Genomic DNA, 23,433 nt, shown 5'->3' with positions numbered 1-23,433 from the left:
ACGATGGACGACGATTCGACAGTCCTCGCTCAGCAGCAGACCGGACATCTGAAGAAGACCCTTGGGCGCTTCGACATCATCTTCCTGGTGATGTCGGCGGTGCTCAGCATCGAGGTGCTCGCCGAGACGGCATCCTTCGGTGCCGAGACGTTCACGTGGACTCTCGTGCTCGCCGTCTTCTTCCTGATCCCCTACGCGATGATCTTCGCCGAGACCGGCAGCACGTTCATCGGCGAGGGCGGCGCGTACCTGTGGGTGCGCCGCGCATTCGGCCGGCCCGCCGGAGCGCTGGCGTCGATCCTCAGCTGGATCACGCAGCCGGTGTGGGTGGGCGGGTCGATGGCGTTCCTCGCCTCCGAGACGTGGGACAGCTTCATCTCGCCCCTGCCGCACGGGTCGCTCGGGGACTGGGTGTTCAAGATCGTCTTCATCTGGGTCACCGTCGTGGCAGCGATCCTGTCGCTGGCCAAGGCCAAGTGGATCCCCAGCCTCGGCGCGATCCTCAAACTCGTCTTCCTGGCCCTGTTCCTGATCACCACGGTCATCTACGCCGCGCAGCACGGCGTGGAGAAGCTCGACCTCGCCTCCTTCAGCCCGACGCTCGTCGGCTTCCTCAGCCTCGTGCCGCTGCTGCTGTTCGCCTACCTCGGCTTCGAGTCGGCCAACAGCGCCTCGGGCGAGATGAAGAACCCCAAGCGCGACATCCCCGTCTCGATCGCCCGATCGGGCATCGTGTCGGCCGCGTGCTACCTGCTGCCGATCCTCGCGATGCTGCTCGTGCTGCCCTCGAAGACGATCACCGGCATCGGCGGGCTCATGGATGCCGTGCAGACGGTGTTCGGCGTCTACGGACCGCTGGCGGGCCCGCTCGTGTTCCTCGCCGCGGTGATGTTCGTGGTCATCCTCGCTTCGCAGGGAGCGTCGTGGATGATCATCAGCGACCGGATGCAGGCTCTGACCGCAGCCGACGGCGCATTCTTCGGCGGCTTCTTCGGCGCGTTCCACAAGAAGCTCGGTACGCCGGTGCACGTCAACCTGCTCTCGGGTGTGGTCGCCACCGTGTTCCTGATCGCCGCGATGCAGATCACCGGCAGTTCGGCGGCACTGTTCCAGGTGGTGCTGAACATCTCGATCTCGACCTTCCTGCTCAGCTACCTGCTGATCATCCCGGCGGCGATCAAGCTGCGCTTCGCATACCCGGACGTGGAGCGCCCCTACCGGGTGCCCGGCCGCAATCGCGTGTTCGCCGCGCTGGGCATCGTCGCCTTCCTGTGGGTGCTGCTGGGATCGTGGGTGACTGTCTTCCCGGGCACCCTCGAGAACCTGTTCGGCATCGAGTACGACTTCTCCGACAACTGGGGCGTCGAGCAGGGTCCGTTCGAATTGCTGACCATCGGCACACTCGTGGTGCTGGCCGTGCTCGCACTCGTCGGCTACGCCCGCGGCGCACGCATCCGCGCGCAGCGGCCGCTGCCCGACACCACGGCACTGACGACCATCGACGACGAGTCGATGGCACATGAAGGAGACAGATGATGACCATCGTGAACGACATCACAGCGACGCAGACCGACACGCACCCCCTGGCGCGGCTGACCGCCGAAGAGATCGAGACCAACCGCGTCGTGATCGTCAACGCCGGCTTCGTGTCGGAGCGCACGCTGTTCACCCTGGTCAGCCTCGTCGAGCACGACAAGGATGCGGTCATCGCCGGCCGCACCGACCTCGACCGTCTGGTGCGTTCGCTGCTGCTGGATCGCGAGACGCAGGAGGTCACCGAGATCGTCGTCTCGGTGCGCGACCGCCGCGTCGTGGCCTCGCGCGTGCTCGACATCGTCACCGAGGGGCAGCCGCCCATCACCGCCGAAGAGTACGAGCAGGCAGAGCACATGATCCGTGCCGACGCCGGGTGGCAGAAGGCGATGGCCGCCCGCGGCATCACCGACCTGTCGACGGCTCGTGTGTGCGCGCTCTCGGCCGGGATCTTCGACATCCCGGGCGAGCAGGGCCGCCGTCTCGTGCGCGGCTCGACCTTCATCCAGTACGACCCGACCGACAACGCGTGGGCGCACCCGGTCGAGGGCCTGGTCGCCTACCTCGACACCAACACCGGCGAGGTGGTGGAGCTGGTCGACACCGAGGTGGTCCCGATTCCGCAGGAGCGGTTCGACTTCCATCTGGACGCGTGGATGCCTGAGCCGCGCACGACGCAGAAGCCCATCGAGATCACCCAGCCCGAAGGCCCGAGCTTCACGATCGACGGCGACGTGGTCACCTGGGAGAAGTGGCAGGTGCGCCTGGGCTTCGACCCGGTGGAGGGGCTCGTGCTGCACCAGCTGAGCTTCGACGACAGGGGGCGGCGCCGGCCGATCATCTACCGCGCCTCGGTGCCCGAGATGGTCGTGCCCTACGGCGACCCCAGCCCGGTGCGGTTCTGGCAGAACTACTTCGACGCCGGCGAGTACTCGATGGGCAAGAACGCGAACTCGCTCGAGCTCGGCTGCGACTGCCTGGGCGAGATCAGCTATTTCGACGCCGTCCTGGCCGACGACCACGGGCACCCCAAGACGATCCGCAACGCCATCTGCATGCACGAAGAGGATGCCGGCATCCTCTACAAGCACACCGACGAGTTCACGCTGTCGGCCGATGTGCGTCGCAACCGGCGCCTGGTGATCTCGTTCTTCATCACGGTCGGCAACTACGACTACGGCTTCTACTGGTACCTGTACCTGGATGGCACGATCGAGCTGGAGGCCAAGGCCACCGGCGTCGTCTACACCGCCGCCTACGGCGACCAGACGCAGCGTGAGCGGTGGTCGACGCCGCTGGGCGACGAGGGCCTGGGCATGCCGTTCCACCAGCACATGTTCTGCGCCCGCCTGGACATGCAGGTGGACGGCCTGCGCAACGCGATCGAGGAGGTCGAGGTGCAGCGGGTGCCGATGGGCCCCGACAACCCGTGGGGCAACGCGTTCACCAAGCGGGTCACGCGCCTGCACACCGAGACCGAGGGGGCCCGGCTGGCCGACCGGGGAGCCGGGCGCGTCTGGCACATCGTCAACCCGTCGCACAAGAATCGCCACGGCGCACCCGTGTCGTACGAGCTGCGCCCGAGCGGTGACCCGACGCTGATGGCCGACCCTGCGGCATCCATCTCGCGCCGAGCGGCATTCGCCACGAAGAACCTGTGGGTCACGCAATACGAGCAGACCGAGCGGTTCCCCTCGGGCGAGTACGCGAACCTGAACCCGGGCAACCACGGCATCGCCGACTGGGTCGCGCAGGACCGCTCGATCGAAGACGAGGACATCGTCGTGTGGCACGCGTTCGGCATGACGCACTTTCCTCGACCCGAGGACTGGCCGATCATGCCGGTGGACAAGATGGGCTTCACGCTGAAGCCCTACGGCTTCTTCGACCAGAATCCGGCGCTGGATCTGCCCAAGCCGGACTCGGCGCACTGTGCGGCCGGCGGAGCGGAGCACGACCACGCCGGACACGACGACCACGCCGGGCACTGCCACCATGACCCCCACGCCGGCCACCACCACGAAGGGTACTGAGCCATGACCGACACGATGGCCGACACCTGGCATGAACGCGCCGATGGCTTGAGCATCGACGGTCGCGCTGTGATCGACGGCGAGCGGGTCGCCGCCGCGTCGGGAGCCGCGACCGCCGACGTCAACCCCGCCACCGGCGCCGTGCACGCCGAGGTCGCAGCGCTCGCCGCCGTCGACATCGACCGTGCCGTCGCCGCCGCGCGGGGGGCGTTCGACGACGGGCGGTGGAGTCGGCTGTCGGCCGAAGACCGCAAGGTGAGGATGCTGCGGCTGGCCGATCTCATGCAGCTGCACGCCGACGAGCTCGCGCTGCTGGACAGCCTCGACATGGGAAAGCCCGTGCGCGAGGCACGCGAGGTCGACGTTCCCGGCGCGATCGCGACCTTCCGCTGGTACGCCGAGGCCGTCGACAAGCTGCTCGATGAGATCCCGTCGACGCCGCCCGGATCCACGGCCCTGGTCACGCGCGAGGCGCTCGGAGTCGTCGCAGCCATCACTCCGTGGAACTACCCGCTCGAGATCGCGGCGTGGAAGCTCGCACCGGCTCTCGCGCTGGGCAACAGCGTCGTGCACAAGCCGGCCTCGGTCTCGCCGCTGTCGGCGCTGCGGCTGGCCGACCTCGCCCTGGAGGCAGGCATTCCCGCCGGCGTGCTCAACGTCGTGCCCGGACCCGGAGGGCGTGTCGGCGAGGCGATCGGCCTGCACCACGGAATCGACGCGCTGACCTTCACCGGGTCCACGGCGGTCGCCAAGACGCTGCTGGAGTACTCGGGCCGGTCGAACATGAAGCGGCTGAGCCTGGAAGCCGGCGGCAAGAGCGCGAACATCGTGTTCGCCGACTGCGACGACCTGCCGGGTGCCGCCGAGACCGCCGCCCGCGGTGCGTTCTACAACCAGGGCGAAGTGTGTTCGGCCAACAGCCGGCTGCTCGTGGAACGCCGTGTGCACGACGAGTTCGTCGCGCTGGTGGCCGAGGCAGCCCGCGCGTACGCCCCGGGCGACCCGTTGGATGGCGCCAGCGGCAGCGGCGCGCTTGTGTCACGGTCGCACGCCGACGACGTGTGGGCGGCGATCACCAGTGCCCGCGCCGCGGGTTCGCTCGTGATCGGCGCCGAGCGGCTGGAGATCGACGGGTCGGACGCGTTCATCGTCCCGACCGTCGTCACGGGCCTTCCCGAGCAGCATCCGCTGCACAGCACCGAGGTCTTCGGTCCGCTGCTGACGGTGGAGACGTTCGAGACCGAAGACGAGGCGGTGGCCAAGGCCAATGCGACGGCCTACGGTCTGGCTGCATCGGTGTGGACCTCTTCTCTGTCGCGCGCGCACCGGGTGTCTCAGCGCCTCGTGGCCGGCACCGTGTCGGTGAACACCGTCGACGCCTTGGGGCTGACGACGCCGTTCGGTGGCTTCAAGCAGTCCGGATTCGGCCGTGACCTGTCACTGCACGCGTTCGACGCGTACTCGGCGCTGAAGACGACATGGATCCAGTTCGGCTGACCCGGGCGCTGCCGCATGCGCTGATGGCGCTGGCCATGGTTCCCTGCGTGGTCGGCGGTGCATCGGCCGCCCACGCGGCAGCAGCACTGCTGATGTTCGCGCTCGCGGTCGGTCACGCTCGCCGTGCGCGGCGGAACACGGCGGGACTGCCTGCCGTCGTCGACGCGCTGGCGATGGCGGTGCTGTCGGTGGCGGCGGCGATGTGCGGTCATGCCGCGCAGATCGGCGGGGCTGCGGCATCCGGCCACTCCCACGGCGGCGTCCAGACCGTGGGCACCGCCAGCGTCCTGGTCGTGCTGGCGGTGGCGGGATGGCTCGCGCTGCGCCTGAGCTGCGCACCGCGAGGCGGAGGGATGTCGCGGCGGATCGCGTCGGTCATGTCGATCGGCATGGTGACGGGCATGGCGGCGATGACCCTGGTGCACGCGCTGTGACGAGGTCGACGGCTGCAGCATCCCGGCTCCGTGTCGACGGCACGGACCCGTCTAGAGTGGGCCGCATGGCGCGCATCACCCTCCGTCAGCTGGAGTATTTCGTCGCCGCCGCAGAGACGGGCAGCGTCACTGCCGCAGCCGCTCGTGTCTTCCTCTCGCAGTCCGCCGTGTCCACGGCGCTGGCAGAGCTCGAAGACAACCTCGGCGTGCAGCTGTTCGTGCGGCATGCGCGCGGGCTGACCCTCACGACGGTCGGCCAGTCGATCCTGCGGTCGACCCGCCAGCTGCTCGAACAAGCCGATGATCTGGAGCGCAGCGCCGAAGAGCACAACGATGCGCTGTCGGGCAAGCTGACCGTCGGATGCTATTCGACGTTGGCGCCGCATCTGCTGCCGCCGGTGCTGGACGCCTACCTGACGGCGAACCCCGACGTCGACCTGAACTTCGTCGTGGGGTCGCATGCGCACCTGCGGTCGAAGCTGCTGGACGGCACGTGCGATGTCGCGCTGCTGTACGACTACGGGTTCGCCCCCGACCTGTTGGCCGGCGACGTGCAGAAGGTCGCGCTGCAGGCCATTGCCCCGCATGTGCTGCTGCCTGCGGGGCACCCGTTCGCGGAACGTGACAGCATCCCGATCGAAGACCTCGTCGACGAACCGCTCATCCTCTTCGACCTGCCGCCGGGGGGCGAATACTTCCGCTCGCTGTTCACCCTGCGCGGTCTGACGCCCACCGTCCGATTCCGCACGACCGAGTTCGAGCTCGTGCGGGCGCTTGTGGCCCGTGGCCTGGGCTATGCGATCCTCACCCAGCACACCGACATCGAAGTGAGCTACGAGAACCGGCCGCTGGTGACCCGGCCGCTCGCCGGTGAATGGCATGGGCTGCCGGTGGTCGCGGTGCACCTCGCCGGCAGCAATCTCACGCGCCGCGCGACCGCGTTCATCGACGAGTGCCGGCAGACGCTCGGGGTGGATGCTGCGACCGCTGAATAGGAGGTATAGGCAGACTCGAAGGCTGCCGAAGATTTTATCTGTTTTACAGATGCTCTCGTCATCCCGGATGATCATGTGCGTAATCGATCCGTCAACGAGGGGATCCGTCAATGTCGACTTCCATACCCGTATCACCTGATCAGCCGTTCGAGCCGAGCGATGCCGTCTCAGCGAAGAGTCTGCGCAAGAGCGTCGTCGCAGGCTCGATCGGCGTGCTCGTCCACTGGTTCGACTGGGCCGTCTACGCGTACATGGCAGGCACGATCGCGGTCGTGTTCTTCCCGGAGTCCAACCACACCGCCGGTCTGCTGGCCGCCTTCGCGGTGTTCGCCGTCTCATTCTTCGTGCGCCCCATCGGCGCGGTGATCTTCGGACGACTCGGTGACCGGCTCGGTCGCAAGACGACGTTGTCGATCGTGATCATCGGGATGGCGGTGGCCACTCTGGCGCTGGGACTGCTGCCCGGTTACGAAACGATCGGCATCTTCGCGCCGATCCTGCTGATCGTGACCCGCATCGTGCAGGGTCTGGCTGCCGGAGGAGAATTCGGCAGTGCTGCCGCCTTCCTCGGCGAGTTCTCGCCGCGCAAGCGCCGCGGCTTCGGCTGCAGCTGGCTCGAGTTCGGGAGCCTTCTCGGGTTCCTGCTCGCCTCGTTCGCCGTCTTCCTGCTGAACCTCGCCTTCCCTGAAGAGACCATCGTGGCGTGGGCATGGCGCATTCCGTTCCTGTTCACCGCACTGCTGGGCGTCATCGGCCTGTACATCCGGCTGAAGATCGAGGACACCCCCGACTTCGAGCAGCTCAAGGAGCTGCAGGCAGTGTCGCATGCGCCGGTCAAGGAGGTCTTCCAGCGCAACCGTCGCGAGTTCCTGCAGACCTGCGGTATCGAGATCTTCATGAACGTCACGTTCTATGTCGTGCTCGTCTACCTGCTCACGTACCAGGAGGAGACGATCGGATTCGATGCCGGCCGTGCCGCGCTGCTGTCGACCTTGGCCTCAGCGCTGGGCCTGATCGTGGTGCCGCTGGCCGGTATCGCGTCAGACCGTCTCGGCCGCAAGCCCGTGCTGATGTTCGCTGCGATCGCTCAGACCGCGCTGTCCGTGCCACTGTTCCTGCTGATGCAGGTCGGGTCGGACTGGGCGGTGTTCGTCTCCACGTTCGGTCTCGCGTTCCTGCTCGCGATCGTTCTGGGCACCCACGCTGTCACGGTGGTCGAGCTGTTCCCCACTCGCACTCGGCAGACCGGCCTGTCGATCGCATACGCGGTCACCGCGGCGCTGTTCGCCGGCACCGCGCCGTACCTGCTGACCTGGCTGATCGGCATCACGGGGAATGCGCTCGTACCCGGTTGGTTCCTGCTCGTGGTCGGCCTGGTCGGCGTGGTCACGGTCTGGACCATCCCCGAGACCCGCGGCATCTCGCTGATCAAGGAGCAGGACCTGAACACCGCGACGGTGCGGCTGCCGCGCGCTCGCGCGCTGCGCAGCTGACGCCACAGCCCACCGCGACGCGAGGACCCGGCGAATCGACATGCACCAGGCATGGATTCGCCGGGTCGGCCTGCTGCCCTGTGAGCCACCGTGTGCGGGCATACGATGCCGAACGTGCCCGCATACTTCCTGCGACTGAGTCCGACCCGGTTTCGAGCCACCTCCGGCGTCGAGGGCGCATGGAACCCCGCCGAGCAGCACATCGCTCCGGCGCTGGGCCTGATCGCGCACCTCATCGAGCGGGAGCATCGCGCCCGCCGCGACGACGGCATGCAGCTGGCACGGGTGTCGTACGACATCCTCGGCGTGATGCCGATCGACGTCATGGACACCGCGGTGCGCGTGCTGCGGCCCGGGCGCACGGTCGAGCTGGTCGAGGCGGTGCTCAGCCACGACGAGCGGCCGGCGGTGATCGCGCGGGCGTGGTGGATGCAGCGCGCCGACACCACGGCGCTCGCCGGATCGGATCTGCCGCCGATGCCGCCCCGCCAGACGCTGCCGGAATGGAACGCGGGTGAGGTCTGGCCGGGCCGATTCGTCACGACGGTCCAGACGCGTCGTCGTCAGGAGCGTCCCGGTCGGGCATGGTCGTGGCTGCGGCCCATGGTCGATCTCGTCGAGGGAGAGGATGTCTCGCCCACCGCCCGCACGTTGGGAACCGTCGACATCCTCAACGGGGTGACGGTGCGCGTGATGCCCGAGCAGGCGGTGTTCCCCAATATCGACCTGACAGTGCACCTGTTCCGCGAGCCGGCGTTCGTCTCGCCGGAAGACACGTGGATCGGCGCCGACACCACGGTCAGCTTCGGCCCGTCGGGCATGGGCCTGACCCACACGGTGCTGCACGATGGCCTCGGGCCGATCGGCACGGTCGATCAGGCGCTGACCGTCCGTCCGCGGTAGCGGTCCCGCGCTCAGCCCTGGGCGAGCTGTGCGGCCACGCCTGTGTAGGTCTCGGGCGTCAGCATCAGCAGGCGGTGCTTGGCGGCATCGGAGATGTCCAGCCCCTGCACGAATTCGGACAGCTCGACCGGCCCGACGCGGTGACCGCGGGTCAGGTCCTTCAGCAGTGCGTACGGGTCCGAGATCGACGAGTGGCCGGCAGCGATCTCGCCGCGCACGACCGTCTGGATCGCCTCGGCCAGCACCTCCCAGTTGGCGTCGAGGTCGGCCAGCAGCACGTCCCGCGACAGCGAGATCGAGTCCAGGCCGCGCAGCAGGTTCTCCAGCGCCAGCAGCGAGTGCCCGAACGCGACGCCGATGTTGCGCTGCGTGGTCGAGTCGGTCAGGTCGCGCTGCATGCGCGAGGTGACCAGCGTCTGCGACAGGGTCGCGAACAGGCCCGCCGAGATCTCGAGGTTGGCCTCGGCGTTCTCGAACCGGATCGGGTTGATCTTGTGCGGCATGGTCGACGATCCGGTCGCGCCCGCGACGGGGATCTGCGCGAAATATCCGAGCGAGATATAGGTCCAGGCATCCGTCGCCAGATTGTGCAGGATGCCGCCGGCATGACGCGCGCGATCGTAGAGCTCGATCTGCCAGTCGTGGGACTCGATCTGGGTGGTCAGCGGATTGAAGCCGATGCCCAGGCCCTCGATGAACTCGCGCGAGAGCGCCTGCCAGTCCACCGACGGCTCGGCGGCCAGGTGCGCCGACCACGTGCCGGTCGCGCCCGAGAACTTCGCCAGGAACTGGCCGCCCTCGATCTGGCCGGCCACGCGCTCGAGGCGCCACGCGAACACCGCGAGCTCCTTGCCCATCGTGGTGGGAGTCGCCGGCTGCCCGTGCGTGCGGGCCAGCATCGCAGCGTCGGCGTGCTGCTCGGCCAGTGCCCGCAGCTTCGTGACGACCTCGCGCAGCTTCGGCATCCACACCCCGAGCACCGCGCGCTGCACGGTGATCGCGTATGACGCGGAGTTGATGTCTTCGCTCGTGCAGGCGAAGTGGGTGAGCTCGGCGATGCGCTCCAGGCCCAGGTGGGCGAGCCGGTCGCGCACGAGGTATTCGACAGCCTTGACGTCGTGACGGGTGACGGCCTCTTTCGCGGCGAGCCAGTCGATCTCGTCCTGTCCGAAGTCGCGGTACAGTCCGCGCAGGTCGTCCCTCTCGGTCTCGGTCAGCGGCGTGGCCCCGAACAGCGAGCGGTCGGTCAGGGCGATCAGCCACTCGACTTCGACCTCGACGCGGGCGCGGTTCAGACCCGCCTCGGACAGGAACTCGCCCAGCGGTGCCACCGCGTCGCGGTAGCGGCCGTCGAGGGGGCTCAGGGGTTGGGGAGAGAGAGCGGTCACGGGCTTCCGTTTCGTCGCCGACCCGGCTCGCACAGGCTCAGCCGGTGGCGCGGATCGCGGGTTCGAGCTGCCGGAAGAGCGCCCGGCATGCGCTCTCGATCATACCGAGCACCTCATCGAACATCTGAGCGTCGGCGTAGTACGGGTCGGGCACATCGCGTGCGCCGCCTGACTGGGGATCGAACGAGAGCAGCAGCGCGATCTTCGCCTCGTCCTCGTCGCTGCGCGCCCACTCGTGCAGCACGCGTTCGTGGCCGGTGTCCAGGGCAACCACCAGGTCGTTCTGGTCGAAGTCGTGATAGCCGAACTGGCGGGCCCGGTGTGCGCGCCCGTCGAACCCGTGGTGGGCCAGCGAGGCGATCGTGCGCCGGTCGGCGCGCTCGCCGACGTGCCAGTCGCCGGTGCCGGCGCTCGTGGAGACCACCCGGTCTGCCAGCCCCACCGAATCGGCGAGCGAACGGAACAGGACTTCGGCCATCGGGGAACGGCAGATGTTCCCCGTGCACACGAACACCACCCGGAACGGCGGTGGTATGTCGGTCATGCGTCCATTCTGGCGGTGCCGACGGTTCCTGCACAGTCCATCGCGCTACCCGATCTGTCCACGGATGTGCCCGGCAGCACTCGCCGGGCGGTGCGGCTCGGACATCGTGGAGGGATGACCACGGTTCCAGGCGCCGCCGACGTCAGTGCTTTCGGGGGCAGTGCTTTCGGGGACACGGCTTTCGGAGGCATGGCCGCACAGAACGTCGTGCAGGTGCTGGACGCCGCTGCCCGCGCGCTGTTCGAGGTGCGCCAGGCGCTCGAGCAGACCCGGCTTCAGGTGCAGGCAGTGCGCGATGACACCGCCTGGCAGGCGGACGCGGTGCGCGCGTATCGGCAGAAGACGCAGACGTGGGATGCCGCGACCGCCGCGATCATCACCCGCCTGGCCGACGAGGAGTACGAGGTGCGCCGCCTGCGCGACACCGCCTGGATGCAGGCGGCGGGCGGGTGAACGGGTGAACGGGTCGGCGGGTGAACGGGTGAGCAGGCCGGATGACATCGACATCCGCAGCGGGGGACTGGTCGCCGTCGACACCGATGCCCTGGACGCCGCCGCCGCCCGATATGCCGACCTCGAAGACAGGGTGCGGCGTGCGGCAGACGACCTGGCCGAGCAGTCGCGCAGGCTGGGCGCACTGGCGGTGGCAGACATGAACGCTCCCTCCCTCGCCTCCTCGGTGCGGCAGTCGTCATGGCGCGCGTGGACCCAGGCCGACGACCTCGCCGAGATCGCCGCCGATCTGCGGTCGCTGGCCGCCACGTACGAGATCGTCGACCAGCGTGTGCGTGTGGCTGTGGCATCCGCCGCCGGCGAGCGAATGCGACTGAGCCGGCAGCTCACGCAGCTCGAGGCGCGGCATCCCGATGCGGCGCATGCCGCCGATACGGCGATGGCCGGGTGGCATCGGCAGGTCGGGATGGGAGTCACGTCCTTCTCGAACGCGGGCGCATTGCTGCCGGTGGGTGTCGCACGGCTGCTGGCTCCGCTGGCGGTTCCGGATCTGCTGGTCGCGACGGCGGGGCTCGTGGGCGCGGGGCAGCTGCTGCAGCAGCTTCTGCGGACGATCGGCGGGGGCACGATCGAGCCCGGTGACCGGCTGCGGGGTGCGCCGCCGCCGGTCGACCTGATCCGCACGGTCGACGCCGTCGATGTGGCAGCACCCACCGATCTGGCCGCCGCGATCGGACGCATCCCCGACGACGATGGCGATGGCGGTGGCGATGCGCGCATCCGCATCGAGACGTACACGATGCCCGACGGCACGACCCGCTATGCGGTGTATCTCGCGGGGACCCGCGACTTCTGGCCGGGTGGTGACGGTGACGATCCGTGGGATCTGGCCTCCGATCTGCAGTTGTACTTCGGGCAGGATGCCGCAGCCTACGAGGCGGTGCAGGCCGCGCTGGCCGACGCCGGCGCCGCCCCCGGGGACCAGGTCTACCTGTTCGGCCACTCGCAGGGCGGGATGATGGCCGACCTGCTGGCCATGCAGGGCGGATACGATGCCCGGCTGCTGGTGACCGCGGGGTCACCGACCGAGGCGGCGGTGGGACCGGACACCCTCAGCGTGCAGCTGCGCAACACCGACGATCTTGTCCAGTCCCTGGCAGCCGGGGGTTCACCGTCCCGCGTCGGGGCTCCGGGCAGTCTCGTGGTCGGAGCCGTCGGCGACCCGAAGCCGACGCTCGGCGACCTCACGTTCGCCGCGCACCATCTGCCGACCTATGTCGGCTTGGCGCGGGCGCTGGATGCCTCATCCGACCCCCGGACGGGGGCTCTGCGTGAGCGCCTGGGCGAATTACAGGGTGCGACTTCGGTGCGTGCGCGCGAGTATGACGCGCGCCGGCCCGCGCCTCTGGTGTGCGAGCCGGCGAAGCCGTCGCCGTCGCCGCGTCCGAATCCCGCGCCGTCCCCCCGCGCGGCCGATCGCTGAGCAGCCGGGCGTCGACGGGCCGAGCGCCGATCGGCCGAGCGTCGCAGACAGAGATCGAGCCCGACCGGAGTGAACCGGCCGGGCTCGATCCGTACGGCTTGCGCCGGGCCGGCTATGCCTGCCCGTGACTGGCGCGAGAGCGCCGCGACAGCGAGTCGATGATCACGGCCAACAGCAGCACCGCACCGGTGACCATGAACTGCACGTCCGAGTCGAGGCTCAGCAGCGTCAGACCGTTGAAGATCGACTGGATCACGAAGATGCCCAGCAGCGCCGACCACGCCGATCCGCGACCACCGAACAGGCTGGTGCCGCCGATGACCGCCGCAGCGATCGCGACGAGGTTGACCGTGCCGCCACCGGTCGAGATGCTGGCCGCCGTCAGGCGCGCGGCGAGCATGAGTCCGCCGAGGCTCGCCAGCACGGTGCCGACCATGAGCGCCGAGATGTAGATCACCTTCACGTTGATGCCCGCGCGGCGCGCGGCCTCTTCGTTGCCGCCGACCGCGTAGATCCAGCGTCCCCATCGGGTGCGGGTCAGCAGCGACGCCATCACCGCGACCAGCACGATGAACAGCAGGAACGACACCGCGACACCGCGGTTCGTGGCCAGCCACGCGATGGCGCCGGCCGCGACGATCGCGATGACGACGGCCTTGATCACGATGAGCGATGCGGGTCCCGTCGACAGGCCCGCCTTGGCGCGACGGCGTGCCTTCGAGACGTCGTTGACGACGATGCCGATCACGACCAGCCCGGCCAGCGCATAGGCCAGCCACGGCGGCAGGAACCACGTGGTCGCGAACTGCACGATCCAGGAGGTGTAGGGCAGGTTGATCGTTCCGGTGGGTCCGAGCACCCACAGCTGCAGGCCGAGGAATCCCATGAGGCCGGCCAGGGTGACCACGAAGGTCGGCACGCCGAACCTCGTGAACAGGAAGCCGTAGACGTACCCGATCACAGCACCGATGACCAGCGCCAGCAGGATCGACGCCCAGATCGGCCAGCCCCAGCTGACGAACGTGACGCCCAGCAAGGCAGAGGCCAATCCGGCCAGTGAACCGATCGAGAGGTCGATCTGGGCAACCAGCAGCACGACCACGACGCCCAGGGCGATGGTGCCCAACGCCGCGCACTGCAGGGTGAGGTCCACCAGGTTGGTCGCCGAGAGGAACCGGGGGTTCAAGATCTGGAAGACGATCCAGATGACGATCAGCCCGAGGAAGACCGGCAGCGAGCCGACGTCTCCGGTGCGCACCCGTGTGCCGAAGGCGGCAAGGGTACCGCGCAGTCCTTCGCGGCGCAGCAGTCGCTCGTCCTGCAGATCGGCCGCGACGGTCGTGGGCGACGAGTTGTCTCTCGTCCGCGATGCCTGGTTCGTCATGCGCTCGGCTCTTTCTCGTTCGGGCCGACGACATCGTCGGCGGCAGGCGGGGAATCGGGGTCCGAGGTCGCGGCCGCGGCTGCGGCATCCCGCTCGTGCGTGCTCTCGCGCAGACTGACCGGGTTGTCGGTCGCCCCGGTGATCGCCGCCACGATCTCTTCGTAGCTGACGGCCGAGGTGCGGAAAACGCCGTTGTTGCGACCCAGCCGCAGCACGACGATGCGATCGGCGACAGCCTGCACGTCGGCCATGTTGTGGCTGATGAGGATGACGCCCAAGCCCTGCTCGCGCAGTCGCTCGATGAGGTTGAGCACTTCGGCGGTCTGGGCGACGCCCAGCGCCGCGGTCGGCTCGTCGAGGATCACGATCTGCGGTTCGCCGATCAGCGACCGGGCGATCGCGACGGTCTGGCGCTGGCCACCCGACAGGGAGGCGACGGCGATGCGCACCGACGGGATCTTGGCCGACAGCTGGCGCAGCAGCGACCACGCCTGCTGTTCCATCAGCTCTTCGTCCAGAGTGCCCGAGCCCAGCTCATGGCCGAGGAACAGATTGGCCACGACGTCCAGGTTGTCGCACAGAGCGAGGTCCTGGAACACGGTCGCGATGCCCAGCTCGCGCGAGGCGGTGGGCGAGGCGATCGACACGTCGGAGCCGTTGAACATGATCGTTCCGGAGTCCGGCGGGTGCACGCCGGCGAGGATCTTGACGAGTGTGGACTTTCCGGCGCCGTTGTCGCCGACCAGGGCGACGACCTCACCCGCGTAGACGTCCATCTCGATGTCGGTCAGCGCGCGCACGGCGCCGAACCCCTTCGAGATGCCGCTGATCGACAGGATCGGTTCGCGCTCGGGTGCGCGCTGCTCGTCGGTGGTGATTGCTGACGCCACGGCGCCTCCTTGTGAATTCGTGGATGCGGGCCGGCTGGACATGCGTCCGGCCGGCCCGCACCGGGCGTATTACTCGAGCCCTGCCGTCTTGCACGCCGCGGCGTACGCGGTGGTGCAGATCTGGTCGACCGTGTACAGGCCGTCCTTGATGACAGTGTCCTTGATGTTGGCGACGGTCACAGCGACCGGGGTCAGCAGGAACGACGGGATCGCGACGCCGCTGGCGGTGTCGGCGGTCTGGGGTGCCTTCGGGCTCTCACCCTTGGCCAGCGCGACGGCCAGCTCGGCGGCCTGGTAGGCCTCGGGCTTGAAGGCCTTGTAGACCGTCATGTACTGGTCACCGGAGATGATGCGCTGGATGCCCGAGAGTGCGGCATCCTGACCCGTGACCGGGGGAAGCGGCTTGATGCCGCCGGCCTTGAGCGCTGCGATCGCGCCACCGGCGGTGTCGTCGTTCGCGTCGTACACGCCCTTGATCTGGTTGCCGAACTTGGTCACCTGGCCGGAGACCCAGTCCTGAGCCTTCGGCGGCTCCCATCCGGGTGTGTCGTACTCGGCGAGGATCTTCAGGCCGGACTTGTCGATGACGCTGTGCGCGCCCTTCTTGAACTGCGCGGCGTTCGGGTCGGTCGGCGAGCCGTTGACCATGATGATGCCGGCGTCGCCGGGCAGGCCGAGCTCCTTCATGCGGTCGACCAGGGCGGTGGCCTGCAGCTCACCGACCTTCTGGTTGTCGAAGGAGACGTAGTAGGACACGTCGGCGCTGTCGATCAGGCGGTCGTACGAGAGCACCGGGATGTTCTTGGATTTGGCCTGGTTCACGATCGCGGCCGCGGCCTTGCCGTCGAAGGGGTCGAGCACGAGGACGTTCACGCCCTGCGTCATCATCGACTCCGCCTGCTGCTGCTGCTTTGCGGCGTCGCCGTCGGCGTTCGCGTAGAGCACCTCGCAGCCGCCGCAGAGGTCCTTGACCTTCTCCTCGAAGTACGGCTTGTCAGCGCTCGCGTACCGCTCGGTCACGTTGTCGGGCAGCAGAAGCCCGATCTTGGCGTTCTGGGCGTTGGCGCTGTTGTCAGTGCTGTTGCTGCCTGGGTTCTGCGCGGCGTTCGAACACGCCGAGAGCATCCCCAGAGACAGGAGGAGGGCTGCCGAGACGGCGACCGTCCTCATGGTGGTGATCTTCATCGAATGAACCTCCGTTGCTGTGCCGGCCACTGTGGCGACGTTTTGAGCATCCCAGGTTGTGCCCCTTGGCGTCAAGACTTGAACGCAACGGTTTGGACACAGTGTTGCGGGATGGGTCAGATCTCACCCGTGCGCAGGTTGGTCTCGTCCAGAGCGTACGCCGCTGCACCGATGCCGGCGGCGCTGGGACCGAGTTGCCCCTGCACGACGTCGGGCGCCTGTGCGCTGCCGACGATCACGGCGTTCTCCATCGCTATGCGGATCGGTCCCAGCAGCAGCTCGCCGGCACGAGCCAGGGCGCCGCCGACGACGATCCGCTCGGGGTCGAGCAGGTTGCACAGATTGCCGACGGCCAGACCGATGTGCTTGCCGGCGTCAGAGAGCGCCCTGATGCACTGCGGGTCGTTGGCCATCGCGCGCACCACGATGTCGCCGAGCTTCATCGGTCCGCCCAGCGGCTCGAGCCGCTCCAGAATGGCAGGTCCGCCGGCGATGGCCTCGAGGCATCCTCGGTTGCCGCAGCGGCACAGCGGTCCGTCTTCGAGGATCACCGTGTGTCCCAGCTCGCCGGCGGTGCCGTGGTGGCCGCGCAGCACCGCTCCGCCGAGGATCAGCCCCGACCCGATGCCGTCGTCGACATCGATGAAGATGACGTTCTGGCGTCCGCGGGCCGCGCCCAGGCGCGCCTCGGCGAGGGCGGCGAGGTTCGACGCGTTGTCGAGATACACCGGTCGGCGCAGGCGCCGCTGCATGACCTCGGCGATGTTCACCCCGGTCCACCCGCGCAGGATGCCGCGGCCCGCCACCCTCCCCTGCATGGTCTCCAGCGGGGCGGAGATCGCCACACCCACGCCGCGCAGATCGTCGAAGCCGGTCTCGAGGTCGCCGAGCATGTCGGCCAGCAGAAGAGTGGCGCGGTCCAGTTCGTTGTCGGCGCGGTGGTCGCGGGCCAGGGGCATGTGCTTCTCGCCCAGGACGGTGAGGTTCGCATCGGCGACGATCACCCGCAGGTGCCGGGTGTTCACATGGATGCCGGCGACCAGCCCCGCGGTGCGCGCGAACGAGACGAGCGTGGCGCGCCGGCCGCTGCGCGTGCTGGGTGCGGTGCGCAGCACGTCGGCGCCGACGAGTTCGCGCACGATGTTGGACACGGATGCCGGTGACAGCCCGGTGACTCCGGCCAGCTCGACCTGCGTGAGGCTGCCGTGCTTCTTGATGGCGCCGACGATTCGGGTCCGGTTGGCTTCACGCAATGAAGCCTGGGACCCGGGGGTGCGCCGCTGCGATGCCACGAGCACACAATACCCGGACACCTCGAATCGTCGATCATCCGTCCGTCACAGCCTCCTCCCTCTCTGTCCTCCCCGTGTCCTCCCCCTCGCCCGTCTTCCCCGTCCTCGCTCCGTGAGTTGACACAAACGGCCGGAATCCTTGGGCGGATAGCGGCCACTTGTGTCAACTCACCGGCGCCGGCCGGCGCGAACGGCGCGCGCGCCGGGCACGGCGCGCAAGGTCGGGCGGGCGGGTCGGCTCGGCGCGAGCGTCGGCAACGCGCGGCCGGGCGGTCAGGCGATGCCGTGGGCGGGGGCGAACACCCGGTCGGGGTCGAGTTCGTGCCGCAGCGCCGACAGGCGGGCAGCTCCCGCGCCGAACGCGGGGGCCAGGTCGCGGTCGTCCTCGATGAACGTCAGGGCGATCCCGGTGCCGTGCCATGCAGACAGAGCGGCCACCACAGCGCTGACCGCGTGGGCTGCGGCATCCATCATCGCGGGCGCCGGCACCATCGCGATCGCTGTGAGCACATACCCGCCCTCGAGCGCGGTCAGCGCCCCGCCGTCGACGGCCGGGCGGCTGAACGAACCGCCGACGTGACGGATCTCGCTCATCATGGGGCGGTGCTCGTTCGCCGCGGCGATGAACGCGTCGACGGCTGCGGCATCCAGCGTGTCGAGCATGGCGTGATCAGTGACCGCGGGCGAGGGCTCGGGAGGATCCATGTGCATCTCGACCAGACGCGCTGCCGGGATGCGCGCGAACGTATCGATCTCGGGCTGCAGCGCACGCAGCGGTGCCAGCAGGTCAGCGGCATCGGCATCCGTCTCGAGCACGGCCCCGTCGATCACGATCACCGAGCGTCCCGAGAGGAACGGCGGCAGCTCGGGGATCGGCGGAAAGTGCATGATCCGCATCGATGTGGTCGCCGACTCTGGCGCGTTCACGGTCCATTCGCGCCAGGCGTGCGCGACTTCGGCTGCCCGCGCGGCATCCCACAGCATCATGCCCGCGAACACGTCGGGGTAGGGCAGCAGGTCGATCTCGAGCGAGACGACCACGCCGACACCGCCCGAGGCACCGCGCACCGCCCAGAACAGGTCGGAGTTCTCGTCGGCGCTGGCTGTGACGATCGTGCCCTGCGCGGTCACGACGCGCACCGACCGCACCGCATTGACCGCGAGCCCGTGGCGGCGCCCGTAGAACGAGATGCCTCCGCCCAGCGTGTACCCGGCCACCGACACGTCGCCCGAGCTGCCGTGCAGCGTCGCGAGCCCGTGCGGCGCTGCGGCTTCGACGACATCGTTCCAGATGCTGCCGCCGCGCACGGTCGCGGTGCGCGCCTCGGGGTCGACCGTGGCCCCACGCAGGTTCTCAAGCGATACCAGGATCGTGCTCGACAGGTCCCGGTCCACGCGGGCTCCGGCCCCGTGGCCGGTCGACTGCGGCGCGATCCGCAGACCGGATGCCGCGGCCACCCGCACGATCGCGGCGACCTCGTCGTCGCTGCGCGGCAGGGCGACGGCGAACGGCCGTTGGTCGACGGCCCTGTTCCACGGGAGCCGCGCGGTGTCGTATCCCGGGTCGGTCGGTGTGAAAAGACGGTCTCCGAGTACGTCCCGCAGGCGCGAACGAGCATCGTCGATGATGACAGCCATATGATCTATCCCCAATTGTTTCAGGCTGCGGCATCCACTCCCCAGCGGTGCCGCACACTCGCACAGAGCAGCGGGATCCCAGACTGATACATCCCGTGACTGTGCGTTGCGATGCCGACGCTACTCGCGGAAGTCGTCGGGGTCGACCTCATCGAGGAATTTCGAGAATTCCTGCACGTCGGCTTCGGCCTCGGCATCACTGATCACGTCTTCGACTCCGGCCTCGGCGAGCACCTCGTCGGCGACGAACATGGGCGCCCCGGTGCGCGAGGCGATCGCTATCGCGTCAGAGGGCCGGGCGTCGATGCGGTGGATGCCGGCGCCTGAGTCCGCGCCGCTGCGCACGGTGATCTCGGCGTAGAACGTGCTGTCTTCGATGCGGGTGACCTCGACCTGCTCGACCTGAACGTCGAGGGCTTCGAGCAGGGTGCGGATGAGATCGTGCGTGAGGGGCCTCGGGGTGTTGCCGCCCTCGATCGCGACCATGATCGAGGTCGCCTCCAGCGGGCCGATCCAGATCGGCAGAAGTTTGCTCTTGCCCGGCGGCGTGTCGACCGGCTGCAGCAGGATCACGTGCTGCCCGCCGGAATCGAGGGCGACGCCCGCGACCCGTACTTCGACCATCATTCCTCCCGAGGTCTGTCCCGCCATGGTACGCACCCCTGCCTGCCCGGGGCCGGGACGAACGGCGGGTTGCTCCTCTGGATGTCAGGCGCGGAAGAAGGAGGCGGCCACGCGGGTCAGAGCGTGCAGGTCCGAGACGCCGGCGAGCTCGCGGGCGGAGTGCATCGAGAGGATCGGGATGCCGACATCCACGGTCCGGATGCCCAGCCGCGTCGCCGTGATCGGCCCGATCGTCGAGCCGCACGGCACGGAGTTGTTCGACACGAACTCCTGGCCGGTCACGCCGGCCGCGTCGCACCAGGAATGCCACGCGGCAGCTCCCGTGGCATCGGTCGCATAGCGCTGGTTCGCGTTGATCTTCAGGATGGGCCCGGACCCCAGCAGCGGCTTGACCACCGGGTCGTGCCGCTCGGCGTAGTTCGGGTGCACCGAGTGGCCGACGTCGCTGGAGACGCACCACGACGACGCCAGCGCACGCAGCTGCTGCTCGCGATCGGCGCCCAGGGCGAGCTGCACGCGCTCGATCACTTCCGACAGGAACGGTCCCGCCGCCCCCGACCGGGTCGCCGACCCCACCTCTTCATGGTCGAACGCGGCGAGCATCGCAACGCGCGTTCCCGGCTCGTCGAGCCCGGCCAGGGCGGTGACACCGGCGTGCACCGACGCGAGGTCGTCGAGCCGTCCGGCCGCGAAGAACGCGGCATCCTTGCCGAACACCTGCCCGCGGGCGGTGTCGGCGGTCACGACGTCGTAGCCGCGGATGCGGGCGGCATCCACCCCGGCGCTCGCCGCGAGCTCTCCGAGGATGTCGGCCGACTCCGCCTCGCCGAGCCCCCACACCGGCTGGGTCTGCGACTGCTTGTCGAGGGCCAGGCCATCGTTGACGGCACGGTCGAGATGGATCGCCAGCTGCGGCAGCCGCAGCAGGGGGCCGGTGGATGCCAGCACCTGACCGCCGTCGGCGAGCACGAGCCGCCCCGCCAGGGTCAGTTCGCGGTCGAGCCACGAGTTCAGCAGCGGTCCGCCGTAGATCTCCACGCCCGCCTGCAGCCACCCGTGGCGTCCGGTCGTCGGCTGCGGCTTGAGCTTGAACGCCGGGGAGTCGGTGTGCGCCCCGAAGATGTGCACGCCGGTCGCGGCGGTGGCCCCCGCAGGCACGACCCACCCGATCGCGGCTCCGTCGCGCACGACGAAGAAGCGGCCGCCGGGCTGGGCGGGCCACGCGTCGGATTCGTCGAGGCGGGTGAATCCGGATGCCTCGAGCCGGCGTGCGACCTCGGCGGCGGCATGGAAGCTCGACGGGGACGCGGCGACGAAATCGGCCAGGTCTTCGGCGTGGGCGAGGGCGGCGGAGGTTGCGGGCACGAGGCGGCCTTCCGGGTGGGGATGCGGTGTTTCGATCGTACGCGCGACGGTCCGAGCCCCGCCGCCCGCCGCCTGTCCGGCGTCCGGCCCACGCCGCCGTGCACAGCTGCGGGGATCGTCCGTGACATGCCGCGCTGCGGTATTCCGCCCCGGCGCGTCACCGAAAAGCCCCGCGGTTGTGCACCCAGGGTGAGGGCGCGAGCGTGCGAGCACTCGGGCACTCGGGCACTGGAGCACGAAGGCCGCTATCGTCGGGCGCATGGACCTCGAACTGCAAGATCGCGTCATCCTCGTCGTGGGCGGCACCGGGCTGATCGGCTCCGCCGTCGTCGAGCGGATGCGCGCCGAAGGCGCGACGGTGGTGGCGGCATCCCGACACGACGGCCTGGTGATGGATGCCACGGATGACGCATCCGTGCAGGCCGCCATCGAGCGGCTGCTCGCCGAGCACGGCCGCATCGACGGCCTGGTGGTTGCGGCCGCGCCCAGCGCGCGCACCCTGGACCCGAGCCGCAACTCCGAGCCCGCGCAGGCGCTGGCCGCGTTCGACGCGAAGGCGATGTCGTTCCTGCGGGTCGCGAACTCCGTGCTGCCGGCGATGACCGGCGCAGGATTCGGTCGCATCGTCGGCGTCAGCGGCCAGAACGCCTTCCAGACCGGCAACATCACCGGTTCGGTGCGCAACGCGGCGCTGGTGATCGTGGCGAAGAACCTCGCGGACTCTGTCGCCGGCAGCGGCGTGACGGTCAACGCCGTCAGCCCCGGCATCGTCGTCGACGAGCCCTCGACCGAGATCGCGCTCGGCCGGTCGGGACAGTGCAGCCCCGCGCAGATCGCCGACCTGATCGCCCTGCTGCTCTCACCCCGCACCGGCACGATCTCGGGCGAGAGCATCGCGGTCGGCCACCGGGTACGCGGCGCGACCGGCCTCTGAGGAGAGGCCAGGCGGGCCGTCAGCGCGAGGCAGCGGCTGCGCGGTCGAACGTGACGTGCACGGTGCCGCTCTCGGCCGTCTCGGTGGTGACGGTGCTGTTCGCTTCGAGGCCGCGCAGGTCGTCCCAGAGGCGGATGCCGCGGCCCAGCAGGATCGGCGCGATCGCGACATGCAGCCGGTCGACCAAGCCCGCGGCCAGGAACGCGCGCGCGGTGCTCGCGCCTCCGCCGATGCGGACGTCGCGGCCGGCCGCGACATCCTGCGCCCGCGCGAGGGCGTCGGACGGAGCAGCGTCGATGAAATGGAAGACGGTGCCGCCGGCCATCTCGATCGAGGGGCGCGGCGTGTGGGTGAGCACGAACACCGGCACCCGGAACGGCGGCTCGTCGCCCCACCACCCGCGCCAGTCGGGGTCGTTCGCATGGTCGTGCAGCCCGAACATCCCCGCACCCATGATCTCGGCGCCCACGTCGACGAAGTACTCCTGGGCGTACTTCTCGTCGACGCCGGTGGTGCCGCCGCCGGTGGTGTCGCCGAGCACGCGGGCGCGGAACGTGCGTGTCGCCGTGTACGCGTCGACCAGCCGGCCCCAGTCCTCGCCGAACGGGTTCTCGGGTGTCTGATCGGTCGTGGTGGCGAACCCGTCGAGCGAGATGTTGAGGTCGACGCGCACGATGCCGCGCGCCGGCCGCGACTCACTGTCGAGCGATTCGGTCGCATCCATGCGCACCGCCTTTCGTGGCACGACACCGCGTGCCGGTGAATTGCGACACTAACGCGCGCGGCGGTCGGCGTCGAGGGCTCGCTCGGTCCGGGGTGCGGCCGCCGCCACGACCCGGCACGCAATTCGGCTCGCCACGTCGTTCTGGGTCGCGATGACACTCCGGTTCGCCGTCTCACCACAGCTCGCCGTCTCACCACAGCTCGCCACGGTGGTGTCGGTGCCATAGCCCGCAGGGTTTCGTCGACCCGTGTCGTACGCCCTGACACGGCTCGACGGTGTCGGAGAACGCCCAGTAGACGTTCCAGAGCACTTCGCAATCGCAATATCCACCGCCTTCGCGCATGCGGCGCTCCAATCCGGTCGCACGCGGGGCAACAGCATCCCGATACCGCTGCGTGAGGCGCAGAGTGTTGTCGCACGGCACGTCGCGCAGCACGCGGTCGAGGTAGCACGGCAGGCACTCGGCGTCGAGCGGCGCGGTAAGGGTCGTGGCGAGGTTGCGGACGATCTTCTCTGCTTCGAGAGTGAGTGAATTTTCCATGCCTCTACTATCGAAGATAGTTCCGACATTGGTGCGTGTCAGGCGCCGGCGAATTCGGCGAGAGCGCGGCGGTAGCGCGCCGACCAGACCGCCCACAGCC

Annotated in this window: 21 protein-coding genes; 10 read left to right on the top strand and 11 right to left on the bottom strand. The window is 69.1% G+C overall.

What is annotated here, in order from left to right:
• Window positions 1-3 precede the first annotated feature (3 nt).
• The 7 genes from QU603_RS15880 to QU603_RS15850 all read left to right on the top strand — a co-directional run bounded on the left by QU603_RS15880 (window position 4) and on the right by QU603_RS15850 (window position 8,888).
• Window positions 4-1,536, top strand: a complete 1,533-nt coding sequence (locus tag QU603_RS15880) for an APC family permease (protein WP_308492354.1) — start codon at window positions 4-6, stop codon at window positions 1,534-1,536.
• Window positions 1,536-3,566, top strand: a complete 2,031-nt coding sequence (locus tag QU603_RS15875; protein ID WP_308492353.1) for a primary-amine oxidase — start codon at window positions 1,536-1,538, stop codon at window positions 3,564-3,566. The genes QU603_RS15880 and QU603_RS15875 overlap by 1 nt, the downstream gene beginning before the upstream one ends.
• 3 nt (window positions 3,567-3,569) lie before the next feature.
• Entirely contained in the window at window positions 3,570-5,063 is a 1,494-nt protein-coding gene (locus QU603_RS15870; RefSeq protein ID WP_308492352.1) for an aldehyde dehydrogenase, read from the top strand.
• A complete protein-coding gene (locus QU603_RS15865; RefSeq protein ID WP_308492351.1) occupies window positions 5,045-5,497 on the top strand; it encodes a hypothetical protein in 453 nt (150 codons plus the stop codon). The genes QU603_RS15870 and QU603_RS15865 overlap by 19 nt, the downstream gene beginning before the upstream one ends.
• Window positions 5,498-5,562: 65 nt before the next feature.
• Window positions 5,563-6,492, top strand: a complete 930-nt coding sequence (locus QU603_RS15860; protein ID WP_308492350.1) for a LysR family transcriptional regulator — start codon at window positions 5,563-5,565, stop codon at window positions 6,490-6,492.
• A 110-nt stretch (window positions 6,493-6,602) separates the two neighbouring features.
• Entirely contained in the window at window positions 6,603-7,985 is a 1,383-nt protein-coding gene (locus tag QU603_RS15855; RefSeq protein WP_308492349.1) for an MFS transporter, read from the top strand.
• A 105-nt stretch (window positions 7,986-8,090) separates the two neighbouring features.
• Window positions 8,091-8,888, top strand: coding sequence for a thioesterase family protein (locus QU603_RS15850; protein ID WP_308492348.1), 798 nt, complete (start codon window positions 8,091-8,093; stop codon window positions 8,886-8,888).
• Window positions 8,889-8,899: 11 nt separating this feature from the next.
• Here the strand turns inward: QU603_RS15850 and purB are convergent, their stop codons facing one another.
• Window positions 8,900-10,276 (bottom strand): adenylosuccinate lyase, encoded by a 1,377-nt coding sequence (gene purB / locus QU603_RS15845; RefSeq protein WP_308492347.1) that lies wholly within the window; start codon window positions 10,274-10,276, stop codon window positions 8,900-8,902.
• Between the two features lie 37 nt (window positions 10,277-10,313).
• Window positions 10,314-10,820 carry a low molecular weight protein-tyrosine-phosphatase gene (locus tag QU603_RS15840; RefSeq protein WP_308492346.1) on the bottom strand — a complete coding sequence of 169 codons (507 nt, stop codon included), beginning with the start codon at window positions 10,818-10,820 and terminating at the stop codon, window positions 10,314-10,316.
• Window positions 10,821-10,934: 114 nt separating this feature from the next.
• On the opposite strand from QU603_RS15840, the gene QU603_RS15835 reads away from it, so the two are divergent.
• Together QU603_RS15835 and QU603_RS15830 are read left to right on the top strand one after the other, a co-directional pair.
• Window positions 10,935-11,273, top strand: a complete 339-nt coding sequence (locus QU603_RS15835) for a hypothetical protein (protein WP_308492345.1) — start codon at window positions 10,935-10,937, stop codon at window positions 11,271-11,273.
• Between the two features lie 28 nt (window positions 11,274-11,301).
• Window positions 11,302-12,756, top strand: a complete 1,455-nt coding sequence (locus QU603_RS15830; protein ID WP_308492344.1) for a hypothetical protein — start codon at window positions 11,302-11,304, stop codon at window positions 12,754-12,756.
• Window positions 12,757-12,868: 112 nt separating this feature from the next.
• On the opposite strand, the gene QU603_RS15825 is transcribed toward QU603_RS15830, so the two are convergent.
• The 7 genes from QU603_RS15825 to QU603_RS15795 all read right to left on the bottom strand — a co-directional run bounded on the left by QU603_RS15825 (window position 12,869) and on the right by QU603_RS15795 (window position 21,134).
• A complete protein-coding gene (locus QU603_RS15825) occupies window positions 12,869-14,140 on the bottom strand; it encodes a sugar ABC transporter permease (RefSeq protein ID WP_308492343.1) in 1,272 nt (423 codons plus the stop codon).
• Window positions 14,137-15,030 carry an ATP-binding cassette domain-containing protein gene (locus QU603_RS15820; protein WP_308492342.1) on the bottom strand — a complete coding sequence of 298 codons (894 nt, stop codon included), beginning with the start codon at window positions 15,028-15,030 and terminating at the stop codon, window positions 14,137-14,139. Before QU603_RS15820 ends, QU603_RS15825 begins: the two co-directional genes overlap by 4 nt.
• 69 nt (window positions 15,031-15,099) lie before the next feature.
• Window positions 15,100-16,215: a sugar ABC transporter substrate-binding protein gene (locus QU603_RS15815; protein ID WP_308492341.1), complete on the bottom strand. Its 1,116-nt coding sequence runs from the start codon at window positions 16,213-16,215 to the stop codon at window positions 15,100-15,102.
• Between the two features lie 116 nt (window positions 16,216-16,331).
• A complete protein-coding gene (locus tag QU603_RS15810) occupies window positions 16,332-17,507 on the bottom strand; it encodes an ROK family transcriptional regulator (protein ID WP_308492340.1) in 1,176 nt (391 codons plus the stop codon).
• A 273-nt stretch (window positions 17,508-17,780) separates the two neighbouring features.
• Entirely contained in the window at window positions 17,781-19,145 is a 1,365-nt protein-coding gene (locus tag QU603_RS15805; RefSeq protein WP_308492339.1) for an FAD-binding oxidoreductase, read from the bottom strand.
• 120 nt (window positions 19,146-19,265) lie between these two features.
• Window positions 19,266-19,796 (bottom strand): bifunctional nuclease family protein, encoded by a 531-nt coding sequence (locus QU603_RS15800; protein WP_308492338.1) that lies wholly within the window; start codon window positions 19,794-19,796, stop codon window positions 19,266-19,268.
• A gap of 57 nt (window positions 19,797-19,853) precedes the next feature.
• Window positions 19,854-21,134 (bottom strand): M18 family aminopeptidase, encoded by a 1,281-nt coding sequence (locus tag QU603_RS15795; RefSeq protein WP_308492337.1) that lies wholly within the window; start codon window positions 21,132-21,134, stop codon window positions 19,854-19,856.
• A 259-nt stretch (window positions 21,135-21,393) separates the two neighbouring features.
• On the opposite strand from QU603_RS15795, the gene QU603_RS15790 reads away from it, so the two are divergent.
• Window positions 21,394-22,068, top strand: a complete 675-nt coding sequence (locus QU603_RS15790; RefSeq protein WP_308492336.1) for an SDR family NAD(P)-dependent oxidoreductase — start codon at window positions 21,394-21,396, stop codon at window positions 22,066-22,068.
• 19 nt (window positions 22,069-22,087) lie between these two features.
• Here QU603_RS15790 and QU603_RS15785 read toward each other — a convergent pair whose 3' ends face one another.
• Together QU603_RS15785 and QU603_RS15780 are read right to left on the bottom strand one after the other, a co-directional pair.
• The gene (locus QU603_RS15785) at window positions 22,088-22,792 is read right to left on the bottom strand and encodes a dihydrofolate reductase family protein (RefSeq protein WP_308492335.1); all 705 of its coding nucleotides are present in this window, start codon (window positions 22,790-22,792) and stop codon (window positions 22,088-22,090) included.
• Window positions 22,793-22,982: 190 nt separating this feature from the next.
• Complete coding sequence (locus QU603_RS15780) at window positions 22,983-23,333, bottom strand: DUF2695 domain-containing protein (protein ID WP_308492334.1); 351 nt, start codon at window positions 23,331-23,333, stop codon at window positions 22,983-22,985.
• Between the last annotated feature and the right edge of the window lie 100 nt (window positions 23,334-23,433).

The sequence above is a fragment of the Microbacterium terrisoli genome, from assembly GCF_030866805.1.
Taxonomy (GTDB): domain Bacteria; phylum Actinomycetota; class Actinomycetes; order Actinomycetales; family Microbacteriaceae; genus Microbacterium; species Microbacterium terrisoli.
Note: the sequence above shows the minus strand (reverse complement) of the source record. Positions and strands in the feature narration are given on the sequence as shown.

Coding starts and splice junctions, on each gene's coding strand:
- QU603_RS15805 (WP_308492339.1), bottom strand. CDS start 19,145: ATGGCTGTCATCATCGACGATGCTCGTTCGCGCCTGCGGGACGTACTC.
- QU603_RS15860 (WP_308492350.1), top strand. CDS start 5,563: ATGGCGCGCATCACCCTCCGTCAGCTGGAGTATTTCGTCGCCGCCGCA.
- QU603_RS15855 (WP_308492349.1), top strand. CDS start 6,603: ATGTCGACTTCCATACCCGTATCACCTGATCAGCCGTTCGAGCCGAGC.
- QU603_RS15850 (WP_308492348.1), top strand. CDS start 8,091: ATGCCGAACGTGCCCGCATACTTCCTGCGACTGAGTCCGACCCGGTTT.
- QU603_RS15870 (WP_308492352.1), top strand. CDS start 3,570: ATGACCGACACGATGGCCGACACCTGGCATGAACGCGCCGATGGCTTG.
- QU603_RS15840 (WP_308492346.1), bottom strand. CDS start 10,820: ATGACCGACATACCACCGCCGTTCCGGGTGGTGTTCGTGTGCACGGGG.
- QU603_RS15785 (WP_308492335.1), bottom strand. CDS start 22,792: ATGGATGCGACCGAATCGCTCGACAGTGAGTCGCGGCCGGCGCGCGGC.
- QU603_RS15835 (WP_308492345.1), top strand. CDS start 10,935: ATGACCACGGTTCCAGGCGCCGCCGACGTCAGTGCTTTCGGGGGCAGT.
- QU603_RS15790 (WP_308492336.1), top strand. CDS start 21,394: ATGGACCTCGAACTGCAAGATCGCGTCATCCTCGTCGTGGGCGGCACC.
- QU603_RS15800 (WP_308492338.1), bottom strand. CDS start 19,796: ATGGCGGGACAGACCTCGGGAGGAATGATGGTCGAAGTACGGGTCGCG.
- QU603_RS15865 (WP_308492351.1), top strand. CDS start 5,045: ATGGATCCAGTTCGGCTGACCCGGGCGCTGCCGCATGCGCTGATGGCG.
- QU603_RS15880 (WP_308492354.1), top strand. CDS start 4: ATGGACGACGATTCGACAGTCCTCGCTCAGCAGCAGACCGGACATCTG.
- QU603_RS15875 (WP_308492353.1), top strand. CDS start 1,536: ATGACCATCGTGAACGACATCACAGCGACGCAGACCGACACGCACCCC.
- QU603_RS15815 (WP_308492341.1), bottom strand. CDS start 16,215: ATGAAGATCACCACCATGAGGACGGTCGCCGTCTCGGCAGCCCTCCTC.
- QU603_RS15825 (WP_308492343.1), bottom strand. CDS start 14,140: ATGACGAACCAGGCATCGCGGACGAGAGACAACTCGTCGCCCACGACC.
- QU603_RS15780 (WP_308492334.1), bottom strand. CDS start 23,333: ATGGAAAATTCACTCACTCTCGAAGCAGAGAAGATCGTCCGCAACCTC.